This is a genomic window from Haloferax sulfurifontis (genome assembly GCF_014635105.1).
Classification (GTDB): domain Archaea; phylum Halobacteriota; class Halobacteria; order Halobacteriales; family Haloferacaceae; genus Haloferax; species Haloferax denitrificans.
Genome location: NZ_BMCI01000002.1, coordinates 514914 through 540830, shown reverse-complemented (window position 1 = coordinate 540830; position 25917 = coordinate 514914). Strand labels below are relative to the sequence as shown.

Annotated in this window: 26 protein-coding genes, 1 tRNA gene and 1 pseudogene; 18 read left to right on the top strand and 10 right to left on the bottom strand. The window is 66.4% G+C overall.

Features of this window, described 5'->3' with window-relative positions:
• Positions 1-4: 4 nt before the first annotated feature.
• Positions 5-322: a DUF7536 family protein gene (locus IEV64_RS07355; protein ID WP_188423533.1), complete on the top strand. Its 318-nt coding sequence runs from the start codon at positions 5-7 to the stop codon at positions 320-322.
• A 61-nt stretch (positions 323-383) separates the two neighbouring features.
• Here the strand turns inward: IEV64_RS07355 and IEV64_RS07350 are convergent, their stop codons facing one another.
• The gene (locus tag IEV64_RS07350) at positions 384-1592 is read right to left on the bottom strand and encodes a potassium channel family protein (RefSeq protein ID WP_004970493.1); all 1209 of its coding nucleotides are present in this window, start codon (positions 1590-1592) and stop codon (positions 384-386) included.
• Between the two features lie 298 nt (positions 1593-1890).
• On the opposite strand from IEV64_RS07350, the gene citZ reads away from it, so the two are divergent.
• Positions 1891-3030 (top strand): citrate synthase, encoded by a 1140-nt coding sequence (gene citZ, locus IEV64_RS07345; RefSeq protein ID WP_188423532.1) that lies wholly within the window; start codon positions 1891-1893, stop codon positions 3028-3030.
• Positions 3031-3142: 112 nt separating this feature from the next.
• On the opposite strand, the pseudogene IEV64_RS07340 reads toward citZ, so the two are convergent.
• A pseudogene (locus tag IEV64_RS07340) lies at positions 3143-4533 on the bottom strand (MATE family efflux transporter).
• 356 nt (positions 4534-4889) lie between these two features.
• Here IEV64_RS07340 and ilvA point away from each other — a divergent pair.
• Complete coding sequence (ilvA, locus tag IEV64_RS07335) at positions 4890-6101, top strand: threonine ammonia-lyase (protein ID WP_007274908.1); 1212 nt, start codon at positions 4890-4892, stop codon at positions 6099-6101.
• A 48-nt stretch (positions 6102-6149) separates the two neighbouring features.
• Here the strand turns inward: ilvA and IEV64_RS07330 are convergent, their stop codons facing one another.
• Positions 6150-6356 (bottom strand): hypothetical protein, encoded by a 207-nt coding sequence (locus tag IEV64_RS07330; protein ID WP_007274909.1) that lies wholly within the window; start codon positions 6354-6356, stop codon positions 6150-6152.
• A 331-nt stretch (positions 6357-6687) separates the two neighbouring features.
• On the opposite strand from IEV64_RS07330, the gene IEV64_RS07325 reads away from it, so the two are divergent.
• The 10 genes from IEV64_RS07325 to IEV64_RS07280 all read left to right on the top strand — a co-directional run bounded on the left by IEV64_RS07325 (position 6688) and on the right by IEV64_RS07280 (position 14437).
• The gene (locus IEV64_RS07325) at positions 6688-8112 is read left to right on the top strand and encodes a cytochrome ubiquinol oxidase subunit I (protein WP_188423531.1); all 1425 of its coding nucleotides are present in this window, start codon (positions 6688-6690) and stop codon (positions 8110-8112) included.
• On the top strand, positions 8105-9103 hold the full coding sequence (locus tag IEV64_RS07320) for a cytochrome d ubiquinol oxidase subunit II (RefSeq protein ID WP_007274911.1): 999 nt from the start codon (positions 8105-8107) through the stop codon (positions 9101-9103). Before IEV64_RS07325 ends, IEV64_RS07320 begins: the two co-directional genes overlap by 8 nt.
• A gap of 36 nt (positions 9104-9139) precedes the next feature.
• The gene (locus tag IEV64_RS07315; protein WP_007274912.1) at positions 9140-9346 is read left to right on the top strand and encodes a hypothetical protein; all 207 of its coding nucleotides are present in this window, start codon (positions 9140-9142) and stop codon (positions 9344-9346) included.
• A gap of 84 nt (positions 9347-9430) precedes the next feature.
• On the top strand, positions 9431-9817 hold the full coding sequence (locus IEV64_RS07310) for a Rid family detoxifying hydrolase (protein WP_148416014.1): 387 nt from the start codon (positions 9431-9433) through the stop codon (positions 9815-9817).
• Position 9818: 1 nt separating this feature from the next.
• Positions 9819-10025 carry a DUF7981 family protein gene (locus tag IEV64_RS07305; protein WP_188423530.1) on the top strand — a complete coding sequence of 69 codons (207 nt, stop codon included), beginning with the start codon at positions 9819-9821 and terminating at the stop codon, positions 10023-10025.
• A 29-nt stretch (positions 10026-10054) separates the two neighbouring features.
• Positions 10055-10135: transfer RNA gene (locus tag IEV64_RS07300), tRNA-Ser, on the top strand.
• A 448-nt stretch (positions 10136-10583) separates the two neighbouring features.
• Complete coding sequence (locus tag IEV64_RS07295) at positions 10584-10766, top strand: hypothetical protein (RefSeq protein WP_007274915.1); 183 nt, start codon at positions 10584-10586, stop codon at positions 10764-10766.
• A gap of 63 nt (positions 10767-10829) precedes the next feature.
• Positions 10830-11222 (top strand): DUF7383 domain-containing protein, encoded by a 393-nt coding sequence (locus IEV64_RS07290; RefSeq protein WP_007274916.1) that lies wholly within the window; start codon positions 10830-10832, stop codon positions 11220-11222.
• A 215-nt stretch (positions 11223-11437) separates the two neighbouring features.
• Positions 11438-13078: a thermosome subunit beta gene (gene thsB, locus IEV64_RS07285; RefSeq protein WP_007274917.1), complete on the top strand. Its 1641-nt coding sequence runs from the start codon at positions 11438-11440 to the stop codon at positions 13076-13078.
• A gap of 363 nt (positions 13079-13441) precedes the next feature.
• Positions 13442-14437, top strand: a complete 996-nt coding sequence (locus tag IEV64_RS07280) for an alanine dehydrogenase (protein WP_007274918.1) — start codon at positions 13442-13444, stop codon at positions 14435-14437.
• 60 nt (positions 14438-14497) lie between these two features.
• On the opposite strand, the gene IEV64_RS07275 is transcribed toward IEV64_RS07280, so the two are convergent.
• The 6 genes from IEV64_RS07275 to hisH all read right to left on the bottom strand — a co-directional run bounded on the left by IEV64_RS07275 (position 14498) and on the right by hisH (position 20555).
• Complete coding sequence (locus IEV64_RS07275; protein WP_007274919.1) at positions 14498-14716, bottom strand: DUF7535 family protein; 219 nt, start codon at positions 14714-14716, stop codon at positions 14498-14500.
• A 134-nt stretch (positions 14717-14850) separates the two neighbouring features.
• Positions 14851-17727 carry a leucine--tRNA ligase gene (leuS, locus tag IEV64_RS07270; RefSeq protein WP_188423529.1) on the bottom strand — a complete coding sequence of 959 codons (2877 nt, stop codon included), beginning with the start codon at positions 17725-17727 and terminating at the stop codon, positions 14851-14853.
• Between the two features lie 213 nt (positions 17728-17940).
• Complete coding sequence (hsp14, locus tag IEV64_RS07265) at positions 17941-18384, bottom strand: archaeal heat shock protein Hsp14 (RefSeq protein WP_188423528.1); 444 nt, start codon at positions 18382-18384, stop codon at positions 17941-17943.
• Positions 18385-18499: 115 nt separating this feature from the next.
• A complete protein-coding gene (gene hsp14, locus IEV64_RS07260; RefSeq protein ID WP_007274921.1) occupies positions 18500-18910 on the bottom strand; it encodes an archaeal heat shock protein Hsp14 in 411 nt (136 codons plus the stop codon).
• 124 nt (positions 18911-19034) lie between these two features.
• Positions 19035-19841, bottom strand: a complete 807-nt coding sequence (pheA, locus tag IEV64_RS07255) for a prephenate dehydratase (protein WP_007274922.1) — start codon at positions 19839-19841, stop codon at positions 19035-19037.
• A 54-nt stretch (positions 19842-19895) separates the two neighbouring features.
• Complete coding sequence (hisH, locus tag IEV64_RS07250; protein WP_007274923.1) at positions 19896-20555, bottom strand: imidazole glycerol phosphate synthase subunit HisH; 660 nt, start codon at positions 20553-20555, stop codon at positions 19896-19898.
• 448 nt (positions 20556-21003) lie between these two features.
• Between hisH and IEV64_RS07245 the strand changes: the two genes are divergently transcribed.
• From IEV64_RS07245 to IEV64_RS07225, 5 genes are all read left to right on the top strand, one after another.
• A complete protein-coding gene (locus IEV64_RS07245) occupies positions 21004-21861 on the top strand; it encodes a PhnD/SsuA/transferrin family substrate-binding protein (RefSeq protein WP_229722559.1) in 858 nt (285 codons plus the stop codon).
• A 95-nt stretch (positions 21862-21956) separates the two neighbouring features.
• A complete protein-coding gene (phnC, locus tag IEV64_RS07240) occupies positions 21957-22760 on the top strand; it encodes a phosphonate ABC transporter ATP-binding protein (RefSeq protein ID WP_007274924.1) in 804 nt (267 codons plus the stop codon).
• Positions 22750-23715, top strand: a complete 966-nt coding sequence (gene phnE, locus IEV64_RS07235) for a phosphonate ABC transporter, permease protein PhnE (RefSeq protein WP_007274925.1) — start codon at positions 22750-22752, stop codon at positions 23713-23715. The genes phnC and phnE overlap by 11 nt, the downstream gene beginning before the upstream one ends.
• 87 nt (positions 23716-23802) lie before the next feature.
• A complete protein-coding gene (locus IEV64_RS07230) occupies positions 23803-24345 on the top strand; it encodes a helix-turn-helix transcriptional regulator (RefSeq protein WP_083874909.1) in 543 nt (180 codons plus the stop codon).
• A gap of 155 nt (positions 24346-24500) precedes the next feature.
• On the top strand, positions 24501-25286 hold the full coding sequence (locus tag IEV64_RS07225; protein WP_007274926.1) for a DUF6498-containing protein: 786 nt from the start codon (positions 24501-24503) through the stop codon (positions 25284-25286).
• A gap of 27 nt (positions 25287-25313) precedes the next feature.
• Here the strand turns inward: IEV64_RS07225 and IEV64_RS07220 are convergent, their stop codons facing one another.
• Positions 25314-25910, bottom strand: coding sequence for a uracil-DNA glycosylase (locus IEV64_RS07220; protein WP_007274927.1), 597 nt, complete (start codon positions 25908-25910; stop codon positions 25314-25316).
• Positions 25911-25917: the final 7 nt, after the last annotated feature.

Sequence of the window (25917 nt, the reverse complement as noted above, 5' to 3'; positions counted from 1 at the left end):
CGCTATGGTCTCGCGGCCGCAACCGGCGAGCGTGACAGACGACGTTCCCGAACGGCCGCCGACGGGGGGACTGGTGCAGGCGCTGGACGTGCCGCGAAACGCCGCTATCGGGGCGGCCGTCGGTCTCGCCTTGGCCGTCGTCGCCTATCTCTTTCGGGTGCTCGAACTGTTCGGCCCCTTCGCCGGCACCCGCGAGTACCCGATACTCGGCCCCGAGGGCTGGTTCCTCCTCCTCGCGTTCGTCCTCGCGTCCGCGACGGCACTGCTCGTCGCGACGGTGCTGACGCTCGTCTCCGCGTATCGGCTGAGTAAGACGCTCTGAGTCGTCGACTCCGGCGGTTCGGCCTCGGGCTCGGACTCGGTCAGGGCGGGGCGGGGCCGGCCTACTCGTCGAACTCGCGCTCGTCGCCGACGAGTTCGCCCAGTCGCTCCGCCCCGGCGCGGGTCCCCTTGGCGATGATGAGGTCGCCGCCGTGGAGCCGCGTTTCCGACCCCGGGGAGACGACCCACTCGCGGCCGCCGGCCCGGCGGACCGCGATGACGCGCATCCCCGTCTCCGTCTTGACGCGCCGGTCGCCGAGGGTCGCCTCCGCGAGGTCGCTCGACGGGGCGACCCGCAGGCGGATGATGACCTCGTCGGACTCCTTGACCGCGGCGGCGACGACGGGGTGGGCGTCGATGCCGCGGAGGACGCCCTCGGCGATTTCGAGCGCGGCGTCGGAAATCATCTCGGTCGCGCTCGCCAGTTGGACGAGTCCACGGAGCGACACGGGGTCTTCGACCCGGCTCGCCGCGCGGAGCGTCCACGCCTCGAACCGGGACTTGAGCGCGTCAACCTCGGCTTCGAGTTCCTCGACCTCCTCGGCGACGCCCTCGCTGTCGAACAGCACCGCGCCGTAGGCGAGGTCGACCGCGAGCTCGCTCATGTCCTTCATCAGGACGATGGAGTCGACGGCGCGTTCGAGGTCCTCGATGGTCGGCTCGGGCACGTCCGGCGGGTCGTACCGGAGGCCGGTGGCGGCCTCGTGGACGGTCTGGAGACCGTCGTCGCGGCCGCGGAGGAGGAGCACGTCGCCGGCGCGGAGCGTCGTCTCGTGGTCGGGGTTGGTCACCCACTCGCCGGCGCGGTGGATGGCGACGACGCGGACGCCCGTCTCGGTCTCCATGTTGATGTCGCCGAGGTCGCGGCCCGCGTACGGCGACTCGTCGGTGAGTTCGCACCGAATCGTCGTCTCGACGGCCTCGGGGAGCGCCGCTCGGATGGCGTCCGGGAGGCCGATGTCCTCGATGACGACCTTGGCGATGTCGCCCGCGGCGTCCGAAATCTTCTCGGCCGCGCCGACGACGCCGAGGACGGGCGCGAGTTCCTCGGCGTCCTCGGGGCTACGAGCGGCCATCATCAGGCTCATACGCGCCTGTAGCTGGAGGATGTCCATCCGCTCTTCGAGGTCGAGGACCTCGGCCGCGAGGTCGTCGTTGGCGTGGAGGACGGCGGAGTACGAGAGGTCGATGAGTAACTCCGCGGTGTCTTTCATCTCGGCGAGGACGGCCTTGACGCTGACAGGCTCGTACTCGATGTCCTCCGGATTCATGCGCCCGCCTTCACGACGGGACGGCAAAAGGCTTGCCAGGAATAGTGGTGCCACCGTGGTTCGAACGAACTACGCCGCCGACGTATATGACTGCGAGGGTCGCCCGAGCGGCGCGCGCGGCGCGGCTCGGGAACACCGTATAAATGGCCCGAAAACAACGACAATCGTCGAACACTATGTTAGACAGCAACAGTCGCCGAAATCGACAGACGGAACTGCCTTCGTATGTGTATGGCGGTCGATAACATATGAGTGAAAACGATAACGCTTTTTTGATATGGTAGGCAACGTTCTGGGTATGTCAGGCGAACTGAAGCGGGGGCTGGAAGGTGTGCTGGTCACCGAATCGAAGCTCAGTTTCATCGACGGCGACGCGGGACAACTCGTTTACTGCGGGTACGATATCGAAGACCTCGCACGGGACGCAAGCTACGAGGAAGTGCTCTATCTCCTGTGGCACGGGGAGCTTCCGACGCGCGAGGAACTCGACGCGTTCTCCGACGAGCTCGCGGCCCACCGCGGCCTCGACGACGGCGTCCTCGACGTGGCGCGCGAACTCGCCGAGCAGGACGAGTCGCCGATGGCGGCGCTCCGAACGCTCGTCTCCGCGATGTCGGCGTACGACGAAAACGCCGACTTCGAGGACGTGACCGACCGCGAGGTCAACCTCGAAAAGGCAAAGCGCATCACGGCGAAGATGCCGTCGGTGCTGGCGGCCTACGCCCGCTTCCGTCGCGGCGACGACTACGTCGAGCCCGAAGAGAGCCTGAACCACGCGGCGAACTTCCTCTACATGCTCAACGGCGAGGAGCCGAACGAGGTGCTCGCCGAGACGTTCGACATGGCGCTCGTGCTCCACGCCGACCACGGCCTGAACGCCTCGACGTTCTCCGCGATGGTCACGTCCTCGACGCTTTCCGACCTCTACAGCGCGGTCACGTCGGCCATCGGAACGCTCTCGGGGTCGCTCCACGGCGGCGCGAACGCGAACGTCATGCGGATGCTGAAGGACGTCGACGACAGCGATATGGACCCCACCGAGTGGGTCGAAAACGCTCTCGACCGCGGCGAGCGCGTCGCCGGGTTCGGCCACCGCGTCTACAACGTCAAGGACCCCCGCGCGAAGATTCTCGGCGCGAAATCCGAGGCGCTCGGCGAGGCCGCCGGCGACATGAAGTGGTACGAGATGTCGGTCGCCATCGAGGAGTACATCGGCGAGGAGAAGGGTCTCGCGCCGAACGTGGACTTCTACTCCGCGTCGACGTACTACCAGATGGGCATCCCCATCGACCTCTACACCCCCATCTTCGCCGTCTCGCGCGCCGGCGGCTGGATTGCGCACGTCCTCGAACAGTACGAGGACAACCGTCTCATCCGCCCCCGCGCCCGCTACACCGGCGAGAAGGACCTCGACTTCCCGTCGGTCGACGAGCGATAGGCGACGCGTCGCACGCGACTTTTTCCCGTTCCCCGTCACCCGGAGCGACGCGTCGCCCGCCGGGGGCGCTCCCGCTTCCGTCTCCGCCGTCCGTCGTCCGAGCGCGCCTCGCTCAGTCGTCTTCGCCGGCGTCCTCGACGCCGACGCTCCCGCGTTCGACCATGAGCGAGTCGGCGTGGCCCGCCCAGTCGGCGTAGTAGAACGCGACGAGCGCGAACAGTCCCATCCACGTGAACGACAGGACGATGCCGATTCGCGCGCCGAGCGGGCCGTAGTCGAACACCTCGACGAGCAGGTACGACAGCCCGACGAAGAAGCCGAACACCCCGGTCAGCCGGGCGACGAAGGGGATTCGCGTCGCGCCCGCGCCCTGTAGCGACCCGGAGAGGCCGACGAACAGCGCCAGCCCCGGCGCGGCGAGGCCGTAGGCGACGGCGAACTTCACGGCCCACTCGATGTCCGCGCCGCCGCCGGAGCCGAGGAGGCCGACGACGGGTTCGGTGAACGCCGCGAGCAGGAGGCCGATACCGCCGACCGAAACGACGGACAGGAGCGCCACCGCCTCTCCCTGATACCGGGCGGCCTCGCTGTCGCCCGCCCCGAGGGCCTGTCCGACGAGGACGCTGGCGGCGACGTTGTAGCCGCGCGCCAGCGGGCTGGCGACCTGCTGGTAGACCCGGCGGCCGATTTGGAAGCCGGCGTTGACGGCGTCGCCGAAGCCGAGGAGGAGCGCGTTGAACGGGAACTCCGCGAGTTCGGCCGCGATGCCCTCGCCGACTCGCGGGGTGGCGATGCGAACGAGTTGGCCGGCGACCGTCCGGTCGCGGGGGCGGACCAGCGAGGTCGGCGACGCGGGGCGGGCGAGCGCGACGAGGAGCAGGCCCGCCGAGAGGACGTTGGCGGTGGAGGTGGCGAGCCCCACGCCGAGCACGCCGAGCGCGGCAGACCGGCGAGGCCGAAGCCGAGGCCGACCGACAGCCCGATGTTGACGACGTTGGCGAGGACGTTGACCAGCATCGGAGTCCGGGTGTCGCCGACGCCCTGCAACGACCGCGAGCCGACGAGCGAGACCAGCCGCGCGGGCGAGGTGGCGAAGATGACCGCGAGATACGTCGTTCCCAGTTCGACGGCTCGGTCGCTCGCGGGGAACGCGCCGATGGCCGCGTCGCCCAGCGTGAAGCCGAAAATCAGAAACGGGATTCCCGCGAGGAACGCGAGGACGAGCGCCGTCGAGATGGCCTCGCTCCGGTTGGCGTCCGCGCCGCTCCCCGTGTCCTGACTGGAGAGCGCGATTGCGCCGCCGCCGAGGCCGAGGCCGATGCGGAGCGGAAACCGGGCGTAGAGATCGGCGAGGCCGATAGCGACGACGGCGGCCGGGGAGAGCGCCGCGGTGACGGCCACGTCGACGGTCCGCATCGCCGTCTGAGCGGTCTGCTCGGCCATCACCGGCCACGCGAGCGAGAAGATACGCTTCCAGACCCGCCGGAGGCGACCGAGGTTCATGCCGAGGCCACGGAGCTCGCGCAGTTGACGCTACCGGAAGCGGCGGTCCCGTCGGTCGTGTTCGATACGACGCGCGAATGACGAACGTCAGACGCGAGCGCTTGGTCGCCGCAGTCGTTCGATTTCACTTTCACTCCGGGTGGGGGACGTTTATATGCACGGGGACCAGAAAGACAGTTGCACGTCACACGCGTGCATTCCCCCTTTCCCCTTTCACCGACCGGCGAGCGACGGCGACGGCGCGCGTTGCCGGGGGCGAGACCGAGTTCTCAACCGACGACCGTGAGGGTTGACATCACGCCCCTGATGCGGACTGGTCCCGAACGATTAAACACAGACACGGGCGATTTCCGACCATGCTCACGCTTGCCGACGTACGCGCCGCCCGCGAGCGCGTCGAAGCGGTCGCCCGGCGGACACCGCTGGAGTACTCCCACACGTTCTCGGAGATGACGGGTGCCGAGGTGTACCTGAAGCTCGAAAACACCCAGCGCACGGGGTCGTTCAAGATTCGCGGCGCGACCAACCGCATCGTGACGCTCTCCGACGAGGAGCAGGACGCGGGCGTCGTGACCGCGAGCGCCGGCAACCACGCGCAGGGCGTCGCGCTCGCGGCGTCGCGGGCGGGCGTGAACTCGAAGATCGTCATGCCGGAGTACGCGCCGATTTCGAAGGTGAAAGCGACCGAGCGCTACGGCGGCGACGTGGTGCTCTACGGCAACGACTACGACGAGGCGCAGGCGAAGGCCCACGAAATCGAGGCGGCGGAGGGCCGGACCTACGTCCACGCGTTCGACGACGAGTACGTCATGGCCGGGCAGGGAACCATCGGCCTCGAAATCGCGGAGGACTGCCCCGACCTCGACACCGTGGTCGTCCCCATCGGCGGCGGCGGCCTCATCTCCGGCATCTCGACGGCCATCAAAGAGCAGTTCCCCGACGCCCGCGTCATCGGCGTGCAGGCGGAACAGGCCTCCAGCGCCGCCGATTCGCTGAACAAGGGGTCGATTCAGACCATCGACGAAGTGGACACTATCGCCGACGGCATCGCCGTCCGCAGAATCGGCGACAAGCCGTTCGAGGTCATCCGCGAGCGCGTGGACGAGGTGGTCACCGTCTCCGACGAGGAAATCGCCGTGGCGCTCACCTACCTGCTCGAACGCGCGAAGACGCTCGTCGAGGGCGCGGGGGCCGTCGCGCTCGCGGCGCTCCTCTTCCAGAAGTTCGACTACGAGGAGGGCGAGGTCGTCGTCCCCGCGCTGTGCGGCGGCAACATCGACATGAACACGCTGACGACCGTGGTGATGCGCGGCCTCGTCGAGACGGGCCGGTACCTCAAGATTCGGACCGAACTGAAAGACCGCCCCGGCTCGCTCGAACAGCTCATCGGAATTATCGCCGCGGAGAAGGCGAACATCTACGCCGTCAGGCACGACCGCACCTCGCGGAAAATCGCGCTGAACGCGACCGAGGTCGAAATCGACCTCGAAATGCGCGGGCCCGACCACGTCGAGTCGCTCCTCGGCGAACTCCGCGAGGCGGGCTACGACGTGGAAGTCCTCGACTGACCGCGTCGCCGGCGCGGTCGGCCGGAACCCTCGTTCGAAGCCGACCGCTCAGGCGAGCCGCGTGAGGCCCATGAACACGAGGAGCGCGCCGATGCCCCGGTAGAGCCAGACGGGCGGGGCGGACTTCTCGGAGCCGTCCGGGGACGGGCGGCGGAGGAACTCGAACCCGAACGCGTGGATTCGCGCCGGGAACGCGAGGTACGCGACGCCGAGCGCCACGACCCCGACGGAGCCGACCTGCCACAGGAGGTTCATGTGCTAAATCCGAACTGTTCCGGCGTATGCTTGTCGGTCGGGACGGTCGGGCAGTCGAGGCGGTCGGTCGACGCGTCGGCGACCGGAGTCCGCCAGAGACGGGCGCGTTTCGGGCGTGTGAGCGCGTGCCCGGCCCCCGACGGACGCCCCCATTTTACCCGGTCGATTATGTCGAATTCGGGCGGTAGACCCCGGCTACGATGATTTTCAGTTCGTGGGAAGCATGCGGGGATTGACTCTCCCCCAATACGAAGGTCTTTAAGAGGGAGTCTCCGGTCCACCGCCCCCGGCCCCCGGTTCGCCTCGTCGTCAGCGACCCCGCACCCCAACCATGCTCGACCCAGTCATCGCCAGCCGGTTGCAGTTCGCGCTCACGACTATCGTCCACATCATCTTCCCCGTGATGAGCATGGGCCTCGCGCCCTTCCTCATCTACTTCACGTGGAAGGACATCCGCACCGACGACCCGGTGTACGAACAGCTCAGGCGGTTCTGGACGAAGATTTTCGCCGTCTCGTTCGTCGTCGGCACGGTGACCGGCATCGTCCTCGAATTCGAGTTCGGGACGAACTTCGCGGCGTTCTCGACGGCGGCCGGCGAGCTGTTCGGCGGCCCGCTGGCGACCGAGGGGATGATGGCGTTCATGCTCGAAGCGACGTTCCTCGGGGTGTTCGTCTTCGGCCGCGAGAAGGTCTCCGACGCACTCTATATGGTGTCGGCCGTCGCGGTCGGCCTCGGCACGTGGCTCTCGGCGGTGTGGATTCTCGTCGCCAACTCGTGGATGCAGACGCCGCGGGGGTACGAACTCGCGCGCGAGAGCGGCCAGCTCGTCGTCTCGCTCGTTGACCCCATCGCGGCGTACGCCAACCCGCGGTTCCCGTGGATGTTCGTCCACATGCAGAACGCCGCGGTGCTGTCGGTCGCGCTGTTCATGGCCGGCGTCGCGGCGTACCACGTCTGGCAACGCGGCATCAGCGCCGACGACGACCGCGAGGGCGCGCGCTTCTGGCGAAAGACGCTCAAGGTCGCGCTCGTCGTCCTGCTCGTGACCGCGCCGTTTCAGGCGATTCACGGCGACGCCTACGGCCGCCACGTCTACGAGACCCAGCCGCAGAAGTTCGCCGCCATGGAGGCCGTCTGGGAGACCGACAGCTACGTCCCCGAGTACATCTTCGCCATCCCGACGAGCCTCGACGGCATCACCGACCCGCGCGCGAAAGAGCTGTTCGGCATCGGCATCCCCGGCGGGGCGTCGTGGTTAGCAAGCGGGGGTGACCCCCAAGCCGAAATCACCGGCCTCAACGAGTTCGACACGGAGGCCCCGCCGGTCGCCGTCGTCTTCTGGTCGTTCCGGCTCATGGTCGCCGCAGGGTTCTGGTTCATCCTGTTGGCGTTCTGGGCGGCCTATCGCTGGTGGACCGACGAGCTGTACGACGACGACCTGTTGCACAAGGCGTTCGTCGGGTCGTCGCTCCTCGGCATCTTCGCCGTCGAGGTCGGCTGGATTGTCACCGAGGTGGGCCGACAGCCGTGGGTCATCCAAGGCGTCCTCAGGACGAGCGAGGGGGTGTCGCCGGGACTCACCGGCTTCGAGGCGACGCTCACGCTCGTCGGCTTCGCCGTCGTGTACACCGGCCTGCTCGCGCTCTACACCTACGTGATTCGCCGCATCATCCGCGAGGGACCGCCGAGCGTCGACGAGACGGCGGGGGGTTCGGAGGCCGCCTCGCCCTCGGGGGTGACCGGCGATGACTGACTACGGCGCGTTCGCCACCGACCCGCTTTTCGGCCTCCCACTGCAGGAGCTGTGGTTCGGGCTCGTCTTCTTCATCCTCGGGATGTTCCTGTTCCTCGACGGCTTCGACTTCGGCGTCGGGGCGCTGTTTGCGACCCGCGACGACGACGAGGAACGCGAGACGCTTCTGGCCGCAATCGGCCCCTTCTGGGACGGCAACGAGGTGTGGCTCGTCGTCTTCGGCGGCGCGCTGTTCGCCGCGTTCCCGGCGGTGTACGCGAACCTCTTTAGCCGCCACTACCTGCTCATGTTCGCCATCCTCGGGGCGCTCATCCTCCGCGGGCTCGCCCCCGAGATGTACGAACAGCGCCACGACGAGGCGTGGCAGACGTGGTGGGGGCGGGCGTTCGTCGTCGGGAGCGTGAGCGCGCCCTTCTTCCTCGGCGTGTTCGCCGCCCACTGGCTCCTCGGCGTCGAGTCGCTCCTGTCGCTCCCCGGCGTCGTCGTCGGCCTCGCCGTCGTCGCGCTCACCGTCGTCGCCGGCGTCGGCTTCCTCGCGATGAAGACCCGCGGGAGCCTCCAGCGCGACGTGGCCGACTACGGCCCCCGGGCGATGGCGGCCTACCTCGCGCTCGTCGTCGTCACGCTCGGCTACCTCGTCGCCGTCCGCCCCGACCTCGGCGTCCTCGCGCCGGTGCCGCTGGCGCTCGTCGCCGTCAGCCTCGCCGCCGCCGCGGGCTACCTGCTCGCGCTCCGCGAGGGGCGCTACACGCTCGCGTTCGGGACCGTCCCGGTCCTCGTGTTCGCGTTCGTCGCGCTCGTGGCGACGCTCATGTTCCCCGTGGCCGACCCCGCGACCGGGCTGACCGTCGCGGACGCCATCGTGTCGGTGCTCCCGCTGAACATCATGAGCGTCGCGTCGGCGCTTCTGTTGCCGCTCGTGTTCACCTACTTCGGCATCCTCTACTCGACGTTCAGCGGCCCCGTCGAGACCGGCGAATCGTACTCCTGACCGACCGCACCCGACACCCACACCAACCATCTAATCATGGCTACGCTCCCCAACACCGAACCCACCGTCGAATCGCTCACCAAACCGCTGACCCTCCTCGGCCTCGGACTGGTCGTCGTCAGCGTCGCCGTCGCGGGGGTCGCCCTCCGAGACGGCGACGTGGTCACCGCGCTCGGGATGGGGCTGTTGTTCGCCTCGGGCGTCCTCACGACCGGTATCAGCCTCTCCGGGAAATCGGTGTAACCCGGCTGACTGCGGCGGGGACGCTCCGCCGCGGACCCGGTCGTTCCACCCTATTTTATGCCGTCGTGGCGAAATCCACCGCGTATGAAGCGCGTCATCGAGACCGACGAAGCGCCGGCCGCGGTCGGTGCGTACAGTCAGGCGACGACCAACGGCTCGCTCCTCTACACGGCGGGACAGATTCCGCTGACGCCGGACGGCGACCTCCTCGACGACGAGGACATCGCGACGCAGACGACGCAATCGCTCGACAACGTGATGGCCATCCTCGCGGAGGCCGGCGCTGACGCGACCGACGTCCTGAAAACGACGGTGTTCCTCGCCGACATCGACGACTTCGACGAGATGAACGAGACGTACGCGACCTACTTCGACGAGGAGCCGCCGGCCCGCTCGGCGGTCGAGGTCGGCAACCTGCCGAAGGGCGTCGGCGTCGAAATCGAGGCCGTCGCCGTCGTCGACGAGGCGTAACGTGGCCCGCCGCGTCCGGTCCGCGCTCGCGTGGGGCACGGCGAGCCTCCTGCTCGTGGGCGTCCTCGCGCAGGGCGCGGTTCTCCTCGGACTCGGTATCGACGCGTCGTTCGGGGCGGTCGCCGCGGTGGCGGTCGTCGCCGGCGTCGCGGTCGTGTCCGTGACATACGCCATCGAACCGCGACTCGAACGGAAAGGAAGGGCTTAAATTATCCAGGCGGGAACGTTGCGTTGTAAGCCAGGATGGCCGAGCGGTAAGGCGCACGCCTGGAAAGCGTGTTCCCTCTGGGATCGGGGGTTCAAATCCCTCTCCTGGCGCTTCTCTGAAAACTACACCTCCGAGCGACGCGTCTCGGCGCGTCGCGGACGGCTGTTTTCGTGAAGCGTTTCTGAGAGGGATTTGAACCAGGGAGCGAAGCGAACAGAGTGAGCGGAGCGACCGAGGTTCAAATCCCGCTCCCGACACGTCTCCGAAAACCCATATCTGTGACCCAGACCCGCACCGAGTACACCGACTCGAACCCCGCCTCTCGCGCCCGAGGCACATAGCCTCTCGCTTAATCGCCGGACGGCGGGAACCGTCGGCGGAGTCTATCGCACCACCCGCCAAGGACTACTTACGTCGTGACTGGCAGGGCACCCCCAGTTCGACGCGACCCGAGGCACTACCACCACACACCCAATCGAAGGCACAACCAGAGACCCGACCGTACGAACTGTTCGGACAAAACATTCATCCCCATGGGACGCGATACCACGATTGACAATGCCTGACACCAAGACCGGCCGCGAGAAGAAGGGCCTCAACAAGCGGACCCAACTCACCGAGCGGCTGTACGAACGCGAGTTATCGGTGTTAGACGGAGACGACGACGAGCCCCCGCTCGAGGCCGCGAACGACGACGCCGAAGGCGAGTTCCTCGCGGACGAACTCCCCGAGGACGACTGACGGCGCGGCCGACTCAGCCTCCGACCACGCGAATTTTTATCCGGCGCACCAGAACGTGAGAGCGTGCACCACCGCGCGAACTACGCGACCGTGTTCATCGGGTCGCATCTCCACCCCGACGGCGAGACGCTTGACCTCGACTGGGCGGACGACGCCGGCAACGAGACGGCGACGTTCGAGTTCGACGTCCCGACCGACGACCCCAGAGAGCCGTACCTCGGCATCCAGGCGTTCGACGTGGGCGAGTACGGCCACGAGATTCGAATCAACGGCGACCCGCTTTCGGGGTTCGACATCCCGCCGGGCGACGGCTGGCAGTACTGGGTCGACACCGTGACCGGGGCGCACCTCGTCGAAGGGACGAACACCATCCAAGTCGTCCGCGACGACGAGGGGGACGACGCGTTCGCCGTCGGGACGGTGACGGTCCACTGGAAAGAGCCGGTCGAGGAGTAGCGTATAAAGCGGTTCGGCCGGGGGAAAATTGTGGTGTGAAATGACGTACCATGATTTTCCCCCGAACACCTCGAAGGGGACCTCAGTCGCGCGGTTACCGGGAGTACGCGCCGGACGCTCGGATTCCGGCCTCCGATCCGTCGGCGAAGCTTTTTTATAGAATCACAAACAATCAAGGCCTGTCTATGAGCCAGCGAATGCAGCAGGGTCAGCCGATGATCATCATGGGCGAGGATGCACAGCGCGTCAAGGACCGCGACGCGCAGGCGTACAACATCCGCGCCGCACGAGCAGTCGCCGAGGCGGTACGTTCCACACTCGGCCCGAAAGGGATGGACAAGATGCTCGTCGACTCGATGGGCGACGTCACCATCACGAACGACGGCGTCACCATCCTCAAGGAGATGGACATCGACAACCCGACGGCCGAGATGATCGTCGAGGTCGCCGAGACGCAGGAGGACGAAGCCGGCGACGGAACGACGACGGCGGTCGCCATCGCGGGTGAACTCCTCAAGAACGCCGAGGACCTCCTCGAACAGGACATCCACCCGACGGCCATCATCCGCGGCTTCAACCTCGCCTCCGAGAAGGCGCGCGAGGAGATCGACGACATCGCAGAGCGCGTCGACCCCGACGACGAGGAACTCCTGAAGAAGGTCGCCGAGACCTCCATGACGGGCAAGAGCTCCGAGCTCAACAAGGAGCTTCTCGCGGACCTCATCGTCCGCGCCGTCCGGCAGGTCACCGTCGAGGCCCACGACGGCTCCCACGTCGTCGACCTCGAAAACATCTCCATCGAGACCCAGACCGGCCGCTCCGCCTCGGAGTCCGAGCTCCTCACCGGCGCCGTCATCGACAAGGACCCCGTCCACGACGACATGCCGGTCGAGTTCGACGAGGCCGACGTACTGCTTCTCAACGAGCCCGTCGAGGTCGAGGAGACCGACATCGACACGAACGTCTCCATCGAGAGCCCCGACCAGCTCCAGAAGTTCCTCGACCAGGAGGAGGCCCAGCTGAAGGCGAAGGTCGACCAGATCGTCGACTCCGGCGCTGACGTGGTCTTCTGCCAGAAGGGCATCGACGACCTCGCCCAGCACTACCTCGCAAAGCAGGGCATCCTCGCGGTCCGCCGGACGAAGAAGTCCGACATCCGCTTCCTCAAGAACATCACCGGTGCGGCCGTCGTCTCCGACCTCGACTCCATCGAGGCCGCCGACCTCGGTCGCGCCTCCGTCCGCCGCGACGAGGCCGACGAGCTGTTCTACGTCGAGGGCATCGGCGACGACGTCCACGGCGTCACGCTCCTGCTCCGCGGCTCCACCGACCACGTCGTCGACGAGCTCGAACGCGGCGTTCAGGACGCTCTCGACGTCGTCGCCTCGACGGTCGCCGACGGCCGCGTGCTCGCCGGCGGCGGTGCCATCGAGGTCGAACTCGCCTCGCGCCTCCGCAACTACGCCGACTCCGTCTCCGGACGCGAACAGCTCGCCGTCGAGGCGTTCGCCGACGCGCTCGAACTCGTCCCGCGCGTGCTCGCCGAGAACGCCGGTCTCGACTCCATCGACACGCTCGTCGACCTCCGCGCGGCCCACGAAGACGGGCAGGTCCGCGCCGGACTGAACGTCTTCACCGGCGAGGTCGAAGACGCGTTCGAGGCTGGCGTCGTCGAGACGGCCCACGCGAAAGAGCAGGCCATCGCCTCCGCCTCCGAAGCCGCGAACCTCGTCCTCAAGATTGACGACATCATCGCGGCCGGTGACCTCTCCACCGGCGGCGACGACGACGAAGGCGGCGCACCCGGCGGCATGGGTGGCATGGGCGGCATGGGCGGCATGGGCGGCGCGATGTGAAAATCGGGAAAACTGATTTCCACATGAGCCGCCGGGCGGAGCCCGGCAACGCGATGTGAAGATAGGCTAACGCCTTCACTCACCCATCCCCCGACGCCTGCACCGCGCGACAGACCACGTTATTTTATCGAGAACGACCCCCACAGCGCCGGAGAGCCGCGGCTTCGCGACGCCGTCGACAGCACGCGGCGGTTCCGTACCCCGACTCGCGTCGGCTCCGGCTTCCCGACAGTCGGACGGGAGCCGACCGTTCCGAGTCACCGGCCGCTTAGAAGTTGGATAATTCTCTCACTTTCTCAGACACACTTGCAGTTGTGTTCAGAAATAGAACGAACTAAGTAGCAGGTACGGCAACGTGTCCCCATGCGCAAGACGCTGCTGTTGAACAAGGACGACGTTCACGAGAACGTCCAGATGCCGGAGCTCATCTCGGCCATCGAGGACGCGTTCGCCGCCTACGAGTCCGGCGACGCCCAGATGCCGCCGAAGTCCTACATCGACCTGCCGCAGTACAACGGCGACTTCCGGTCGATGCCCGCCTACCTCGACGCGGGCGACTGGGACGCCGCGGGCATCAAGTGGGTCAACGTCCACCCCGACAACGGCGACAAGTACGACCTGCCCACCGTCATGGGCACGATGATTTACTCCGACCCCGAGAACGCCTTCCCGCTGGCGCTCCTCGACGGGACGGAGCTCACGATGCTCCGCACCGGCGCGGCCGCGGCCGTCGCCACCGACCATCTCGCCGTCGAGGACGCCTCCTCGATGGGCATCATCGGTGCCGGCGTCCAGTCGTACACGCAACTCCGTGCCATCAGCGAGGTCCGCGACATCGAGGAAGTCGTCATCTCCGACCTCGACGAAGAACGCGTCGCCGACTTCATCGACGCCTTCGAAGACGAGTTCGACATCCGCCCCGGCTCCATCGAGGAGGCCGCCGGCTGTGACGTGCTGTCGACGGTGACGCCCGTCGAGTCGCCCATCGTCCCGCGCGAGGCGGTCGGCGACCACACCCACATCAACGCGATGGGTGCCGACGCCGAGGGGAAACACGAACTCGCCGACGAGGTGCTCCTCGACGCCAAGCTCGTCATCGACGACCACGCCCAGACCACCCACTCCGGCGAAATCAACGTCCCGTACCACGAGGGAGTCCTCACCGACGACGACATCTACGGCGCAATCGGCGACATCGTCCTCGGCAACCTCGACGGCCGCACCGACGCCGACGGTATCAGCGTCTTCGACTCGACCGGACTGGCGATTCAGGACGTCGCGGCGGCCCACGTCGCCTACGAACACGCGTTCGAAAACGACAACGGCTACGCGTTCGACCTCCTCGGTCTCGCCGAGTGAGGTCGCCCGACGCGACGCCGCTGGCATTCACCGTTTTCTTTTGCGGTCCGATTCTGCGAGCTACGGGCTCGGTCCGCGCTGTGCGTTGAGGTAGCCGAACGCCTTCGAGAGGACGTAGACGATGGCGATGAAGGGCAGAAACGGGACCAACAGGACGACGAGGATGAGAAACATCGTCCACCCGATGGAGTCCATCTCGCTGTCGGGGCGCATGTGCGACCCCGGCGTGACGGTGTGGTAGGCCTTCCGTGCGAGGCTCGGCGAGTCGTCTTCGCTCATGCGATACTGTTAGTTCGGCGAGAGGATAAATCGAGCGCCGGAGGGGGCAGTCCGCGCCGGGAGTCGTGCCGGCGTCGCGCCGCGTTCGGGCGAGACGCGGCGTTTCGGTCGCGGAGCGGGTTCGTCGCCCCCGGCTATTCGAGGTGGACCGCGGGGCGGAACGGAATCGCCTTCGAGGCGCGGTCGGCGGGGTCGACGATGTCGGGGTCGTCCTCGGCGAACACCTCGACCTCGGCGTCGAACTCGCGGCCGAGGAAGTCGGCGGCGCGCTCGTAGGTGTCGGCCTCGTCCAGTTCGAGTTGGGCGCGGAGCGTCGATTCGCCGCGGCCGCGGGTCTGGTCGACGAGGTCCTGCACGAGGTCGTTGACGTCGTTGCCCCGCTCGCGCAGGTCGGGGTCCTGCATGACCTGCCCCATGATTGCGCCGACGTTGTCGCCGTTGTCGACGACCGTCTCGAACACGTCGCGCTTCCAGTCGGCGGCGACGTAGACGCGGATGGTGTCGGGGTCCGAATCGGTCACGCCGATGATGTCGCGCACGTCCTCGGTCAGCCGCTCGACCTGTCGCTCTTCGAGTTCGACCGACTCGTCCTCGAAGGCCGCGTCCGGCTCGGGCCACGGCGCGTCCTCGGCGGGCGTGCCGGTCAACTGCTCGTGCAGTTCGTTCGTCATGAACGGGATGAAGGGCGCGAGCAGGCGCAGACGGGTTTCGAGGACCGTCCGGAGCGTCCACTTCGCCGCGGGGCGGTCGAGGTCGGTCCGGCGGCGGTACCACCGAAGCGACTCCTCGAAGTTGTAGAACGCCGCCTGACTGGCCGACCGCGTCTCGGACTCGTCCATCGCGGTCGTCACGTCGCGGACGGTGTCCTGCAGTTTCGACAGGAGCCAGCGGTCGACCGTCTCCAAGTCGGGCTGGTCGTCCGGACCGGGGTCGGCGATAATCTCCTGTGCGCGGTTCCAGAAGCGTTCCAGTTGGTCGTGGACCGAGCCGACGAGGTCGTCGCGCCAGTCGTAGTCCTGCCACGGCTCGGCGGAGTTGAGCAGGAAAAAGCGGACGGTGTCCGCGCCGTACTCGCCGATGGCCTCGCCGGGGAGGACGACGTGGCCCTTCGACGACGACATCTTCTGGCCTTCCAGCAGGCCCATGCCCATGATGACGATACCCTGGGGCCACTGCGGCTCGTCGAACAGCTCGCCGTGGTGGAACTGGTAGAACGTCAGGTGGTTCGTGATGAGGTCGTTGCCGGAGAACCGGTAGTCGACGGGGTACCAGTAGTCCCACTCCTCGCGCAGTTCGAGCGCCTTCTCCGGCGCGTCGTCGACGGCCTCGGGGCCGTAGAACAGCGCGTCGAAGAACTCCTGGGTGAGTTCCTCGGTCGGAATCTCCTGCAGGCGGTGGGCGATGGTGTAGTACGCCATGTAGATAGTCGAGTCCGAGAGGGGCTCGATGACGAACTGGTCGTCCCACGGCAGGCGAGTGCCGAGGCCGTAGTTGCGGATACACGGCCACCCGTTGAGCCAGTCGATGGTGTGGTGGTACTCGTCGCGGGTGTTCTCGGGGATGGCGTCCAGCCCGTCGGCCACGTCGTGGGCGAGTTCCTTCCAGTCCTCGTCGTCGTACGAGAGGAACCACGTGTCCTGTTCGGCGACGACGACATCGCCGCCACAGCGGCAGACGACCTCCTCGGAGAACTCCTGCATCACGTCGAACTGGCCGGCCTCGATGCCGTCGGCCTTGAAGTCGTCGCGGACCTCCTCGACGAGGCCGCCGGCGTAGTCGCCGTAGAACTCCTTGAGCCGACCCGCGTGGAACTCCTTGTTGTAGAGGTCCTTCGTCGCCTTTTCGAGGGCGGGGTCGTCGGAGGACTCGATGCCGCGGTTCTCGACGGCCGACTTCGCGGGAATCTCGCCGTACGCGTCGTCGTCGGAGTCGATGTCGAGAATCGGAATCGGCTCGATGGCGGCCACGTCGGCGGGGTCGATGCCGAACGATTCGAGGTAGTCGGCGTCAGCCTTGGCCTCCTGCAGGGCGACGTAGTCGTCGGGGCTGTGGGCCGGGACCGACATGACGACGCCCGTCGCGTTGTCGGCGTCGACGAAGTCGGCCGGCAGAACGAGCACGTCGTCGCCGGTGACGGGGTTTTCGACCGTCTGGCCGACGAGTTCGGCCCCTTCGACGGTTTCGAGAATCTCCACGTCGCGGGCCTGATACTCCAGTTTGTCGGCCGCGTAGTCGGAGACGAACCACGTCTCGCCGTCGACTTCGGCGACGACGTAGGTCGCCTCGGGGTCGATGTAGGCGTTCGTCACGCCGTGGACCGTCTCGGGGCGCAGGGTCGCCATCGGGACGACCACGTCGCCGCCGTTTCGCTCCCAGCCGAAGCGGACCAGCGTGTACTCCTGGAACTCAGCGTTCTCGCCTTCCAGCAGGTCGTGGGTCGTGACCGGCTGTTCTTCGTTCGTACAGAACTTGACGGGGTGGAGGCCCTTCTCCAGTCGGCCGCGCTCGCGGAGCGTCCGGTACTGCCACTCGACGAACTTCGAGTAGCGCTCGTTGTTCGTGGTGAACTCGCGCCGCCAGTCCACCGACAGGCCGAGCGACTGCATCCCCTTCTTGTAGTGCTCCTCGATGAAGTACCGCGCCCAGCCCATGGGCGATTCGAGGTCCGAAAGCGTGTCCTCGGGGACGTTGTAGGTGTCGGTCAGCACCGAGAGCTGTTTCTCCTCGCGGTTTTTCAGGCGCTCGACCGCGCCGATGATGGGCGTGCCGGTGACGTGCCACGCGATGGGGAACAACACGTTGTCGCCCTGCTGTCGTCGGTAGCGGGCGTACACGTCGGGAACGGTGTACGTCCGCGCGTGCCCGATGTGCATCCCGCCGCTGGGGTACGGATAGGGCACCGTCACGAACGTCGCGTCGTCGGCGTCTGCGTCCGGGTCGGCCTCGTATCGGCCGGACTCGGACCAGCGCTCCCGCCAACGCGCTTCGAGTTCCTGCGGGTCGTAGTCCATATCCGTGGTAGTGGTACCCCGGCCTAAAATAACTCCTATACTCGACTTGCGCGGCTGTCTGATTGCGGCAGAAATTGCCACTCAATGGCACGGGACAAACGGGGACGTCGGGACGAAAAGCGGAGACGGAGAACCGAACAGAGTAGCTTGCCCACCACCGGGGGGACCACCGCGGGCGACGTGTCAGAGACGCGTGCGAGCGACGGCGGCCGCTCAGTCGATGTCGATGCGGCGGGAGTCGTCGGGTTCGGCGTCGCGCTTAGGGAGGGTGACCGTCAGGACGCCGTTGTGGTAGCTGGCTGACGCGCCGTCCTCGTCGACCGTCTCGGGGAGGCGAATCGTGCGGCGGGCGGACTCGTGGCGGCGCTCGCGGCGGAGATACTCGCCCTCGGAGCGTTCCTCGTCGAGTTCGCGCGTCGCCTCGACGGTCAGCGTGCGGTTGGCGACCGAGAGAGCGATGTCCTCCTTCTCGTAGCCCGGGAGGTCGACGGTGACGACGATTTCGCCGTCGTGGTCGGTGACGTCGATTGCCATCTCGTGGCGGACCTGCGCCATCATGCCCGAGCGGTCGAACTGTCGTCCCATCTCGTCGAACTGGCGGGACATTCGCTCGAACAGTTCCTCGAAGTCGTCGAAGGGGTTGGTACGTCTCATCATGTGTTTTTCACCGAGGCATACGGACGCCGGCTGAGGAGATAATCGTTGCCGGAACGTGGATAGCAATTCGCACGGAGCGGAAGCCAGAGCGCCGGTATTCAAAAGATGAGCCGCGTCACTCGATGTCTATCTGCGTCGAGTCGTCGCCCGCGGGTTCGGCCTTCGGGAGCGTCACGGTCAGAACGCCGTTTTTGTACGATGCGGACACCTCGTCGCGCGCGACTTCGGTGGGGAGCGTAATCGTCCGAGAGACGGAGCGCTGGCTCCGCTCGCGGCGGACGTACTGGTCGTCGTCGACCTCGGTCGACTCCTCGCGGTCGGCCGCGATGGTGAGTCGCCGTCCGCTGACGCTCACGTCGAGGTCGTCCTTCTCGAAGCCGGGGAGGTCGGCGACGACCTCGATGGTCTCCTCGTCGTCGACGACGTCGAGAGAGACGTCTTGGAAGCGGGCGATACCGGACTCCTCGAACGACCGGCCCATCCGGTCGAACAGGTCTTCTATCTCGTCGAATGGATTTCTCTGCATACGCGTCTGAATACGTCGCCGACGACAAAGAAAGATGTGCCCGTACTCACATTTTGAGAGCGACCGGACGGGGCGCGTTCGGGTGCATCCGGACGCATCCGAGCGCGTCGCGGCCGACTCGGCGTCAGTACAGGACGTGTCGCGTGTCGTACGACCCGAGGACGCGAACCCAGCCGTTTTTAGCGATTGCCTCGACCGCTTCGAGCGCCCCTTGCATCCGCTCTTCGTAGAGACCGGCGTCGGCGTCGATGTGGAACAGGTAGTCGCCGAGGCGGTTGCCGCTCGGTCGCGACTCGATGCGCGAGAGGTTGATGTCGCGTTCGGCGAACGCCTCGAGCAGTTCCAAGAGGAGGCCGGGGTAGTTCGCGTTGGGGTAGACGACGAGCGAGCTCTTGCCGCCGGCGTCCGAGCGCGCGGACTCGGGACCGATGACGAGGAACCGAGTGGCGTTCGACGACTGGTCTTGGATGTCCTCGGCGATGATTTCGAGGTCGTCACCCGCGTTGTCCGGATGGCCGATACCCGCGACCGACGGGTCGGCGCGGGCGCGCTCGACGCCGCGGGCCGTGCTGGCGACGGCTTCGAGCTTCGCGTCGGGGTAGTTCTCTTCGAGGTACGACCGACACTGCGCGAGCGCCTGGGAGTGGCTGGCGACGACGTCGAAGTTCGCGCTCTGGGCCAACAGCGCGTGGCGGATGGGCGTGACGATTTCCTGGACGACGCTCACCTCCGAGTTCGCCACGGCGTCGAGGCTCTCGGTGACGCTCCCTTCGATGCTGTTCTCGATGGGGACGACGCCGCGCTCGAACGTCCCGTCGGCGACCGCTTGGACGATAGAGGTGACCGATTCTCGGAAGGCGACGTCGTCGGCGACCGCGCGGGCGGCGCGATGGGAGTACGTGCCCGCCGGACCGAGCGTGACTGCCTGCATGGACACCCCTTCACGAAGCGGCGACAAAAGACCGTCGGGGAAGGCAGATTCGGCCTATCGCTCCGCGCAGAACTCGACGAAGTTGCGGAGGATGGTCAGCCCGGTCTCGCCGGACTTCTCGGGATGGAACTGCGTGCCGAAGACGGTGCCCGCCTCGTTGGCGACGACCGCGGGGAACTCCACGCCGTAGTCGGTCGAGGCGACGACCGCGTGCTCGTCGTCGGGGTCGGCGTAGTACGAGTGGACGAAGTAGGCGTACTCGCCGTCGACGCCCTCGACGAGCGGGTGGTCGCGCCGGACGTTGAGTTCGTTCCAGCCCATGTGCGGGACCTTCTGGCCCTCGTCGAACCGGACGTTGCGGCCGGGGATGAAGTCGAGTCCCTCGACCTCGCCCTCGCCGGCGTGGTCGGCCTCCTCCGAGGAGGTGAGTAACATCTGCATCCCGAGGCAGATGCCGAAGACGGGCGTCCCGTCGGCGGCGGCCTCGGCGAGCGGTTCGCGGAACGGGCCGGCGTTTTCCATCCCCTCGGAGAACGCGCCGACGCCCGGGAGGACGATGCCGTCGGCGCCGTCGAAGTCGGCGGGGTCGTCCGAGATGACGACGTTCGCCCCCGCGCGTTCGAGCCCGCGCATGGCGCTCCGGAGGTTTCCGAGCCCGTAGTCGACCATCACCACGTCGGCGAGGGTCTCCTCGGGCGGCTGTGTCGTGCTCATACCGAATGGTCCGCAGAGGGGAGCAAAGTGATTTTCCCTCGGGGTGAGTTCTCCGTTGGACGGTCGCGCGACTCGGCCGCACGGTTCTGCCCCTCGCTCTCGACCCGTCCCGTGAGAAGAGCCCGAAGTCCGACCCCGAAGATTCCGCGGACGCTCGCGGGGGCGAGAGAGCCGTCGTGCGGGGTGAACAACTTGTATTCAATACAAATATGGAGAAAAAATAGTAAATCTTAACAACAAGTGTCGGAATCATAAAATGAGTTCAATGGCGAGTAGACGAGAATTCATCAGAACGGCAGGAATCACTGGCGTCGCGGGGCTGACGGCGCTCAGTGGATGTACGGGTGGCGGTGACGACTCGGAGGCGGCGACGACCACATCGGAGTCGGGGGAGTCCTCGGAGACCGAGGCGACGTCGACCACGACCGAGTCGTCACCGGAGTCCATCATGTTCGCGCTGACGCCCGCGGAGTCTGACGTGGACGTGGAAGCGCAGTATCAACCGCTTTTCAACTACATCGAGTCCGAGGTCGGCGTCACGGTCGAATCCACCGTGGCGGCCGACTACGCGGCGGTGCTCCAGGCGCTCGACAGCGGACAGGCGGACATCGCCGACGCCGCGCCCGCAATCGCCATTCAGGGCGGTAACGAGGACATCACCGAGGTCATCGGTATCCGCATCGCCTACGGGGCCTCGCGGTACTTCTCTCTCATCACGACGACGCCCGACAGCGGCATCGAAGAGCTGACCGACCTCGAAGGCGAGACGGTCGCGTTCGCCGACCGCCTCTCGACGAGCGGGTCGCTGTTCCCGCTGTACATGATGAGCAAGGCCGGACTCGACACGGGCGGCGCTCCCGACGGCAACCCCGCTGACTTCGAGGCGCAGTTCTCCGACCACTCGACGGCCCGCGAGACGCTCGTCAACCGCGACGACGTCGTCGCCGCCGGCACGGGCGCGTTCTCGACGGCCCCGCACGTCCCGGAAGACCAGTTCTCCGAGCAGTTCCTGGAGATGTCCGCCGAAAACGACGGCGACCTCGGAACTGAGTCGCCCGAGCTACAGTTGCTGGCGTGTTCCGACCCCATCCCGCGCGCGCCGATTCTCGGCCGCACCGACATGGACCAGGACCTGTACGCCGACATCGAGGAGGCGCTTCTCAACGTGACCGAGGAGGACCTCATCAACGAGGACCTCGAAGACGACCAACAGCTCTGGTTCACCGGGGTTGACGAGGGGTCCGTCGACGACTACGAACCCGTGCAGGAAGTCCTCGACGAACTCGGCGTCACGCTCGGTCAGTAAGAGCGAGACCCCGCGGTTTTGTTTCCCTACCGTGCGGTCGATACCCGACGAACGGTTCGACCGCACGCGAACTACGCGACGCGACAGACACGATAATGAGTACGATCGAAGTAACGAACCTCAGCAAATCCTACGGAGATGTCACGGCCCTCGACGACGTCTCGTTCACCATCCCGGACGGCGAGTTCGTCGTCGTCCTCGGGCAATCGGGGGCGGGGAAGTCGACCCTCCTCCGCTGTCTCAACGGAATCACTCGCCCGACGAGCGGGTCGATAACCATCGACGACGCGAACGTGGTGGGGCCTCGAAACGACGTGGCAATGATATTTCAGCAACACTACATACTCGGACAGATGAGCGCGTACAGCAACGCGCTCACCGGCGCGCTCGGCCGGACCTCGTTTCTCGGCAGTCTGCTCGGCCTGTACGACGGCGACGATAAGAAGGAGGCGCTCCGCGCGCTCGAAACCGTCGGGTTACTCGACGAGGCCAACCAGCGCGCCGGGAAGATGAGCGGCGGCCAGCAACAGCGCGTCGGCATCGCCCGCGCGCTGGTCCAGAACCCGAACCTCCTGCTCGCCGACGAACCCGTGGCGAGTCTGGACCCCGCGAGCGCGGAGACGGTGATGCGATACATCCGCGACGCGGCCGACGAGCGCGACCTGACGACCATCGCGAGCCTCCATCAAGTCAACATCGCCCGCGAGTTCGGCGAGCGGTTCCTCGGGATGAAAGACGGACAGGTCGTCTTCGACGGCTACCGCGAGGACTTCAACGTCGACGTCATCGACCGCATCTACGGCGACATCGAGACGGAGGCCATCCGCGAAGAACGGGCCGACGGCCCGCCCGCGAACGACGCGGTCGCCACGAGCGGAGCGAGGTCACATGAGTACTGATACCGACCGAATCGAAGAGGCGCTGCGGAACATCCAGATAGCAAAGCGAGTCAGACTGCTGTTTTCGGTCGTCGTTCTCGTCCTCTTCGCGTGGTTCTTCACGAACGCGCTGAGCGAGGTGGGCTTTTCCGTCGGCGAAATCGTCGAGTACTGGCCGGAGTTCACCGACGCGCTGGGCGACTTCTTCCCGCCGGGGACGCTGTTCGGCGTCGTCCCCTTCGTCGACGTCAGCCAGTACTGGGCGTTCATCCAAGAGCGGAATCTCCTCCTCCAGTTCCAAGACGGCAACCCCGTCCTCGGCGCGGTGTTCGTCACGTTCGCGATGGGGTTCGCCGGGACCGTCCTCGGCATCCCCGGCGCGCTCATCCTCGGCGTCCTCGGCTCCGAGCGCGTGACGCCGTACCCGTTTAACTTCATCTTCCGCGGGACGATGAGCGTCATCCGCGCCATCCCGGCGCTGGTGTGGGCGCTCATCTACATCCCCCTCGGCGGCGTCTCGCCGTTCACGGCGACGCTCGCCATCGGGACCGACACGATGGGGAACCTCGGTCGCCTGTTCACGGACGCCCTCGAAGAAGTCGAGGACGGACCGATAGAGGCCATCGAGTCGACCGGCGCGAACAGCCCCCAGAAGGTCGTCTTCGGGATGCTCTCGCAGGTCTTTACGCCCTTCATCGCGTGGACGATGTACATCCTCGAGATCAACGTCCGCATCGGCGTCACGATGGGGCTCATCGGCGGCGGCGGGCTCGGACAGGTGCTCCAGACCCAACGCGGCCTGTTCCGGTACACGAACATGATGGCGACGATTCTCGTCATCTTCATGCTCGTCGTCTCCGTCGAGTTCGTGAGCCAGCGGGTCCGGTCGTACATCCGCGGCAACGAGGAGGGGACGAGCGTCCTCAAGCTCATCGTCGAGTTCCCACAGCGGATGGCCCGCTCCATCTGGGAGTAAGCGTCCGAAACCGTCGTTTCGGTCGCAAACCGGTCATGAAGCACACAACCATATATTTTTCACACACACACTACACAATACGTAGTTATGGATCTCTCAAAAGAGATAGGGCAAATCAAGGAGGAAACTAGTCTCTCTAAGCGGGAAGCTGAGGTACTGGTTTTAAAGCAAGCAGGTACTGCTTCGCATGCAGAGATTGCCGGTGAACTGGATATCAAGAAATCCACAGTAGACGAGTACGCAAAGAGAATCAGAAACAAACGAGAGCAGTCTGAGAACACGGTGAGAGCAGTAAGCGACTTCTCGTCATCTAATCACAGCCTCAGAGAGTTAATAGAGCGTCTTCAGGTTGATGATCAAGTCTTGTTCACATCAACGGGTCGTAAATCAATGAAACGGCCATTTACAGTCGTGGATGTCAAACAGACATCAACCGCCAGCGGAACAGAAACATGTGTCGAGGTGGATGGACCCCAAGGTGGCGAGATGAGACTAGTAGCGGACCCGGACCAAGGCAAGCTGTGGCAAGTCTACGCCGACGGGAATCACAAAGATAAGCCAGTCCGATGGGAATTAACCAGTCTCTCAATCGTTGCCGGGGAGTGTTCTATTGAACTACAAGAAAAGTAGTGCGATAGAAATCCAAAGGAAATGCTTGTTTCGCATTGCGGTAGTACTCCTGAAGACTAGATAACTCAGACGAGAGTCCTAACTGGAACGACCGCGCCCTGGACTACTCCCGCGGTACGGTTTTTATCGCTCCCCCGCGTCTCACAGCGTAGCCCATGTCGTCGCCGCGCTCCGCCTCGTCGCCGCCGTCCGCCGCCTCGGGGTCGCGTCGCGCCACCTCGCCCGTCGCCCTCGCCGCGCTCGTGGTCGCAAACCTCGTGCCGCTCGTCGGCGTCGTCTGGTTCGACTGGAGCCTGAAGGCGCTTCTCGTCGCCTACTGGCTCGAAAGCGGCGTCGTCGGCCTCCTGAACGTCCCCAAGATTCTCGCCGCCAGCGGCCGCGGCGACGGCGGGTCGAGCATCAACGCCACCGTCAACGGCCGACAGGTGGACCTCTCGCCGCCCGACGACCCCCGCGACGGCTTTCACCTCTACCCCTCGAACGTCCCCATCGCGGGGTTTTTCGCCATGCACTACGGGATTTTCTGGGTCGTCCACGGCGTGTTCGTCTGGTCGTTCGACGCCTTCGCGGTCGGCGGCGTCGGCGGCGTCCCGCTGGGAGCGGTGTTCCTCGCGGCGGGCGCGACGGTCCTCAGCCACGGCGGGTCGTTCGCCGTCAACTTCGTCGGCCGCGAGGAGTACCGGAGCGTCTCGCCCGGCAAACAGATGTCCGAACCGTACCGCCGGGTCATCGTCCTCCACCTGACTATCGTCCTCGGCGCGTTCCTCGTCGCCGCCTCGGGCGCGCCCGCCGCGGCGCTCGTCGTCATGGTCGTCGTCAAGACCGCGCTCGACGCGGGCGCGCACCTCAGGGAACACGTCCGCGCCGAAAAACGGGCCGACCGCGACCGCGACGGCGGGTCGGCCGGCGAGCGAATCGAGGTCAGCGACGCGTCGGCCTGAAGTCGGGAGAACGCTCCCGCGCCGCGCTCAGAAGTCGCCGAGGCTGGCCTGTCCGTCCGAGGCGTCGGCGAGCCCCGAGAGGTCGGCGGCGCGCGCGATAGTGTCGAAAAAGCCCTCGCGCTGGCTCCGGTCGTACAGCGTCGCCGCGGGGTGCACGGAGAGGAGCACGCGATAGGAGGCGTCGCCGACGCGGGCGTCGACGACCGACCCCGATTCGTTCGTGATGGCGACGCCGCGGTCGAGGAGGTGTTGCGAGGGGACCTTCCCGAGCGTGACGATTAGCTCCGGGTCGACGAGTTCGAGTTCGCGGGCGAGGTAGCCCCGGCAGTTCGACAGTTCGTCGCTCGTCGGGTCGCGGTTGTCCGGCGGGCGGCACCGCACGCAGTTGGTGATGCGGACGTCGGCGCGGGCGAGGCCGGCCTCGCGGAGCGCGTCGTCCAGCACGGAGCCGGAGCGACCCACGAACGGCTCGCCGCCCTCGTCTTCCTTCGCGCCCGGCGCTTCGCCGAGGAAGAGCAGGTCGGCGTCGTCGGGACCGACCCCGTTGACGATGCGACTCCGCGAATCGACGAGTTCGGGGCATCGCTCACAGCCCGTCACGCAGAGGCCCTCCATGTGTTCCATACGCAGT

What these genes read in the sequence shown, in the direction of transcription:
- IEV64_RS07355 (WP_188423533.1), top strand. Translation starts at nt 5, where the DNA reads ATGGTCTCGCGGCCGCAACCGGCGAGCGTGACAGACGACGTTCCCGAA.
- IEV64_RS07350 (WP_004970493.1), bottom strand. Translation starts at nt 1,592, where the DNA reads ATGAATCCGGAGGACATCGAGTACGAGCCTGTCAGCGTCAAGGCCGTC.
- citZ (WP_188423532.1), top strand. Translation starts at nt 1,891, where the DNA reads ATGTCAGGCGAACTGAAGCGGGGGCTGGAAGGTGTGCTGGTCACCGAA.
- ilvA (WP_007274908.1), top strand. Translation starts at nt 4,890, where the DNA reads ATGCTCACGCTTGCCGACGTACGCGCCGCCCGCGAGCGCGTCGAAGCG.
- IEV64_RS07330 (WP_007274909.1), bottom strand. Translation starts at nt 6,356, where the DNA reads ATGAACCTCCTGTGGCAGGTCGGCTCCGTCGGGGTCGTGGCGCTCGGC.
- IEV64_RS07325 (WP_188423531.1), top strand. Translation starts at nt 6,688, where the DNA reads ATGCTCGACCCAGTCATCGCCAGCCGGTTGCAGTTCGCGCTCACGACT.
- IEV64_RS07320 (WP_007274911.1), top strand. Translation starts at nt 8,105, where the DNA reads ATGACTGACTACGGCGCGTTCGCCACCGACCCGCTTTTCGGCCTCCCA.
- IEV64_RS07315 (WP_007274912.1), top strand. Translation starts at nt 9,140, where the DNA reads ATGGCTACGCTCCCCAACACCGAACCCACCGTCGAATCGCTCACCAAA.
- IEV64_RS07310 (WP_148416014.1), top strand. Translation starts at nt 9,431, where the DNA reads ATGAAGCGCGTCATCGAGACCGACGAAGCGCCGGCCGCGGTCGGTGCG.
- IEV64_RS07295 (WP_007274915.1), top strand. Translation starts at nt 10,584, where the DNA reads ATGCCTGACACCAAGACCGGCCGCGAGAAGAAGGGCCTCAACAAGCGG.
- thsB (WP_007274917.1), top strand. Translation starts at nt 11,438, where the DNA reads ATGATCATCATGGGCGAGGATGCACAGCGCGTCAAGGACCGCGACGCG.
- IEV64_RS07280 (WP_007274918.1), top strand. Translation starts at nt 13,442, where the DNA reads ATGCGCAAGACGCTGCTGTTGAACAAGGACGACGTTCACGAGAACGTC.
- IEV64_RS07275 (WP_007274919.1), bottom strand. Translation starts at nt 14,716, where the DNA reads ATGAGCGAAGACGACTCGCCGAGCCTCGCACGGAAGGCCTACCACACC.
- leuS (WP_188423529.1), bottom strand. Translation starts at nt 17,727, where the DNA reads ATGGACTACGACCCGCAGGAACTCGAAGCGCGTTGGCGGGAGCGCTGG.
- hsp14 (WP_188423528.1), bottom strand. Translation starts at nt 18,384, where the DNA reads ATGATGAGACGTACCAACCCCTTCGACGACTTCGAGGAACTGTTCGAG.
- hsp14 (WP_007274921.1), bottom strand. Translation starts at nt 18,910, where the DNA reads ATGCAGAGAAATCCATTCGACGAGATAGAAGACCTGTTCGACCGGATG.
- pheA (WP_007274922.1), bottom strand. Translation starts at nt 19,841, where the DNA reads ATGCAGGCAGTCACGCTCGGTCCGGCGGGCACGTACTCCCATCGCGCC.
- hisH (WP_007274923.1), bottom strand. Translation starts at nt 20,555, where the DNA reads ATGAGCACGACACAGCCGCCCGAGGAGACCCTCGCCGACGTGGTGATG.
- IEV64_RS07245 (WP_229722559.1), top strand. Translation starts at nt 21,004, where the DNA reads ATGTTCGCGCTGACGCCCGCGGAGTCTGACGTGGACGTGGAAGCGCAG.
- phnC (WP_007274924.1), top strand. Translation starts at nt 21,957, where the DNA reads ATGAGTACGATCGAAGTAACGAACCTCAGCAAATCCTACGGAGATGTC.
- phnE (WP_007274925.1), top strand. Translation starts at nt 22,750, where the DNA reads ATGAGTACTGATACCGACCGAATCGAAGAGGCGCTGCGGAACATCCAG.
- IEV64_RS07230 (WP_083874909.1), top strand. Translation starts at nt 23,803, where the DNA reads ATGGATCTCTCAAAAGAGATAGGGCAAATCAAGGAGGAAACTAGTCTC.
- IEV64_RS07225 (WP_007274926.1), top strand. Translation starts at nt 24,501, where the DNA reads ATGTCGTCGCCGCGCTCCGCCTCGTCGCCGCCGTCCGCCGCCTCGGGG.
- IEV64_RS07220 (WP_007274927.1), bottom strand. Translation starts at nt 25,910, where the DNA reads ATGGAACACATGGAGGGCCTCTGCGTGACGGGCTGTGAGCGATGCCCC.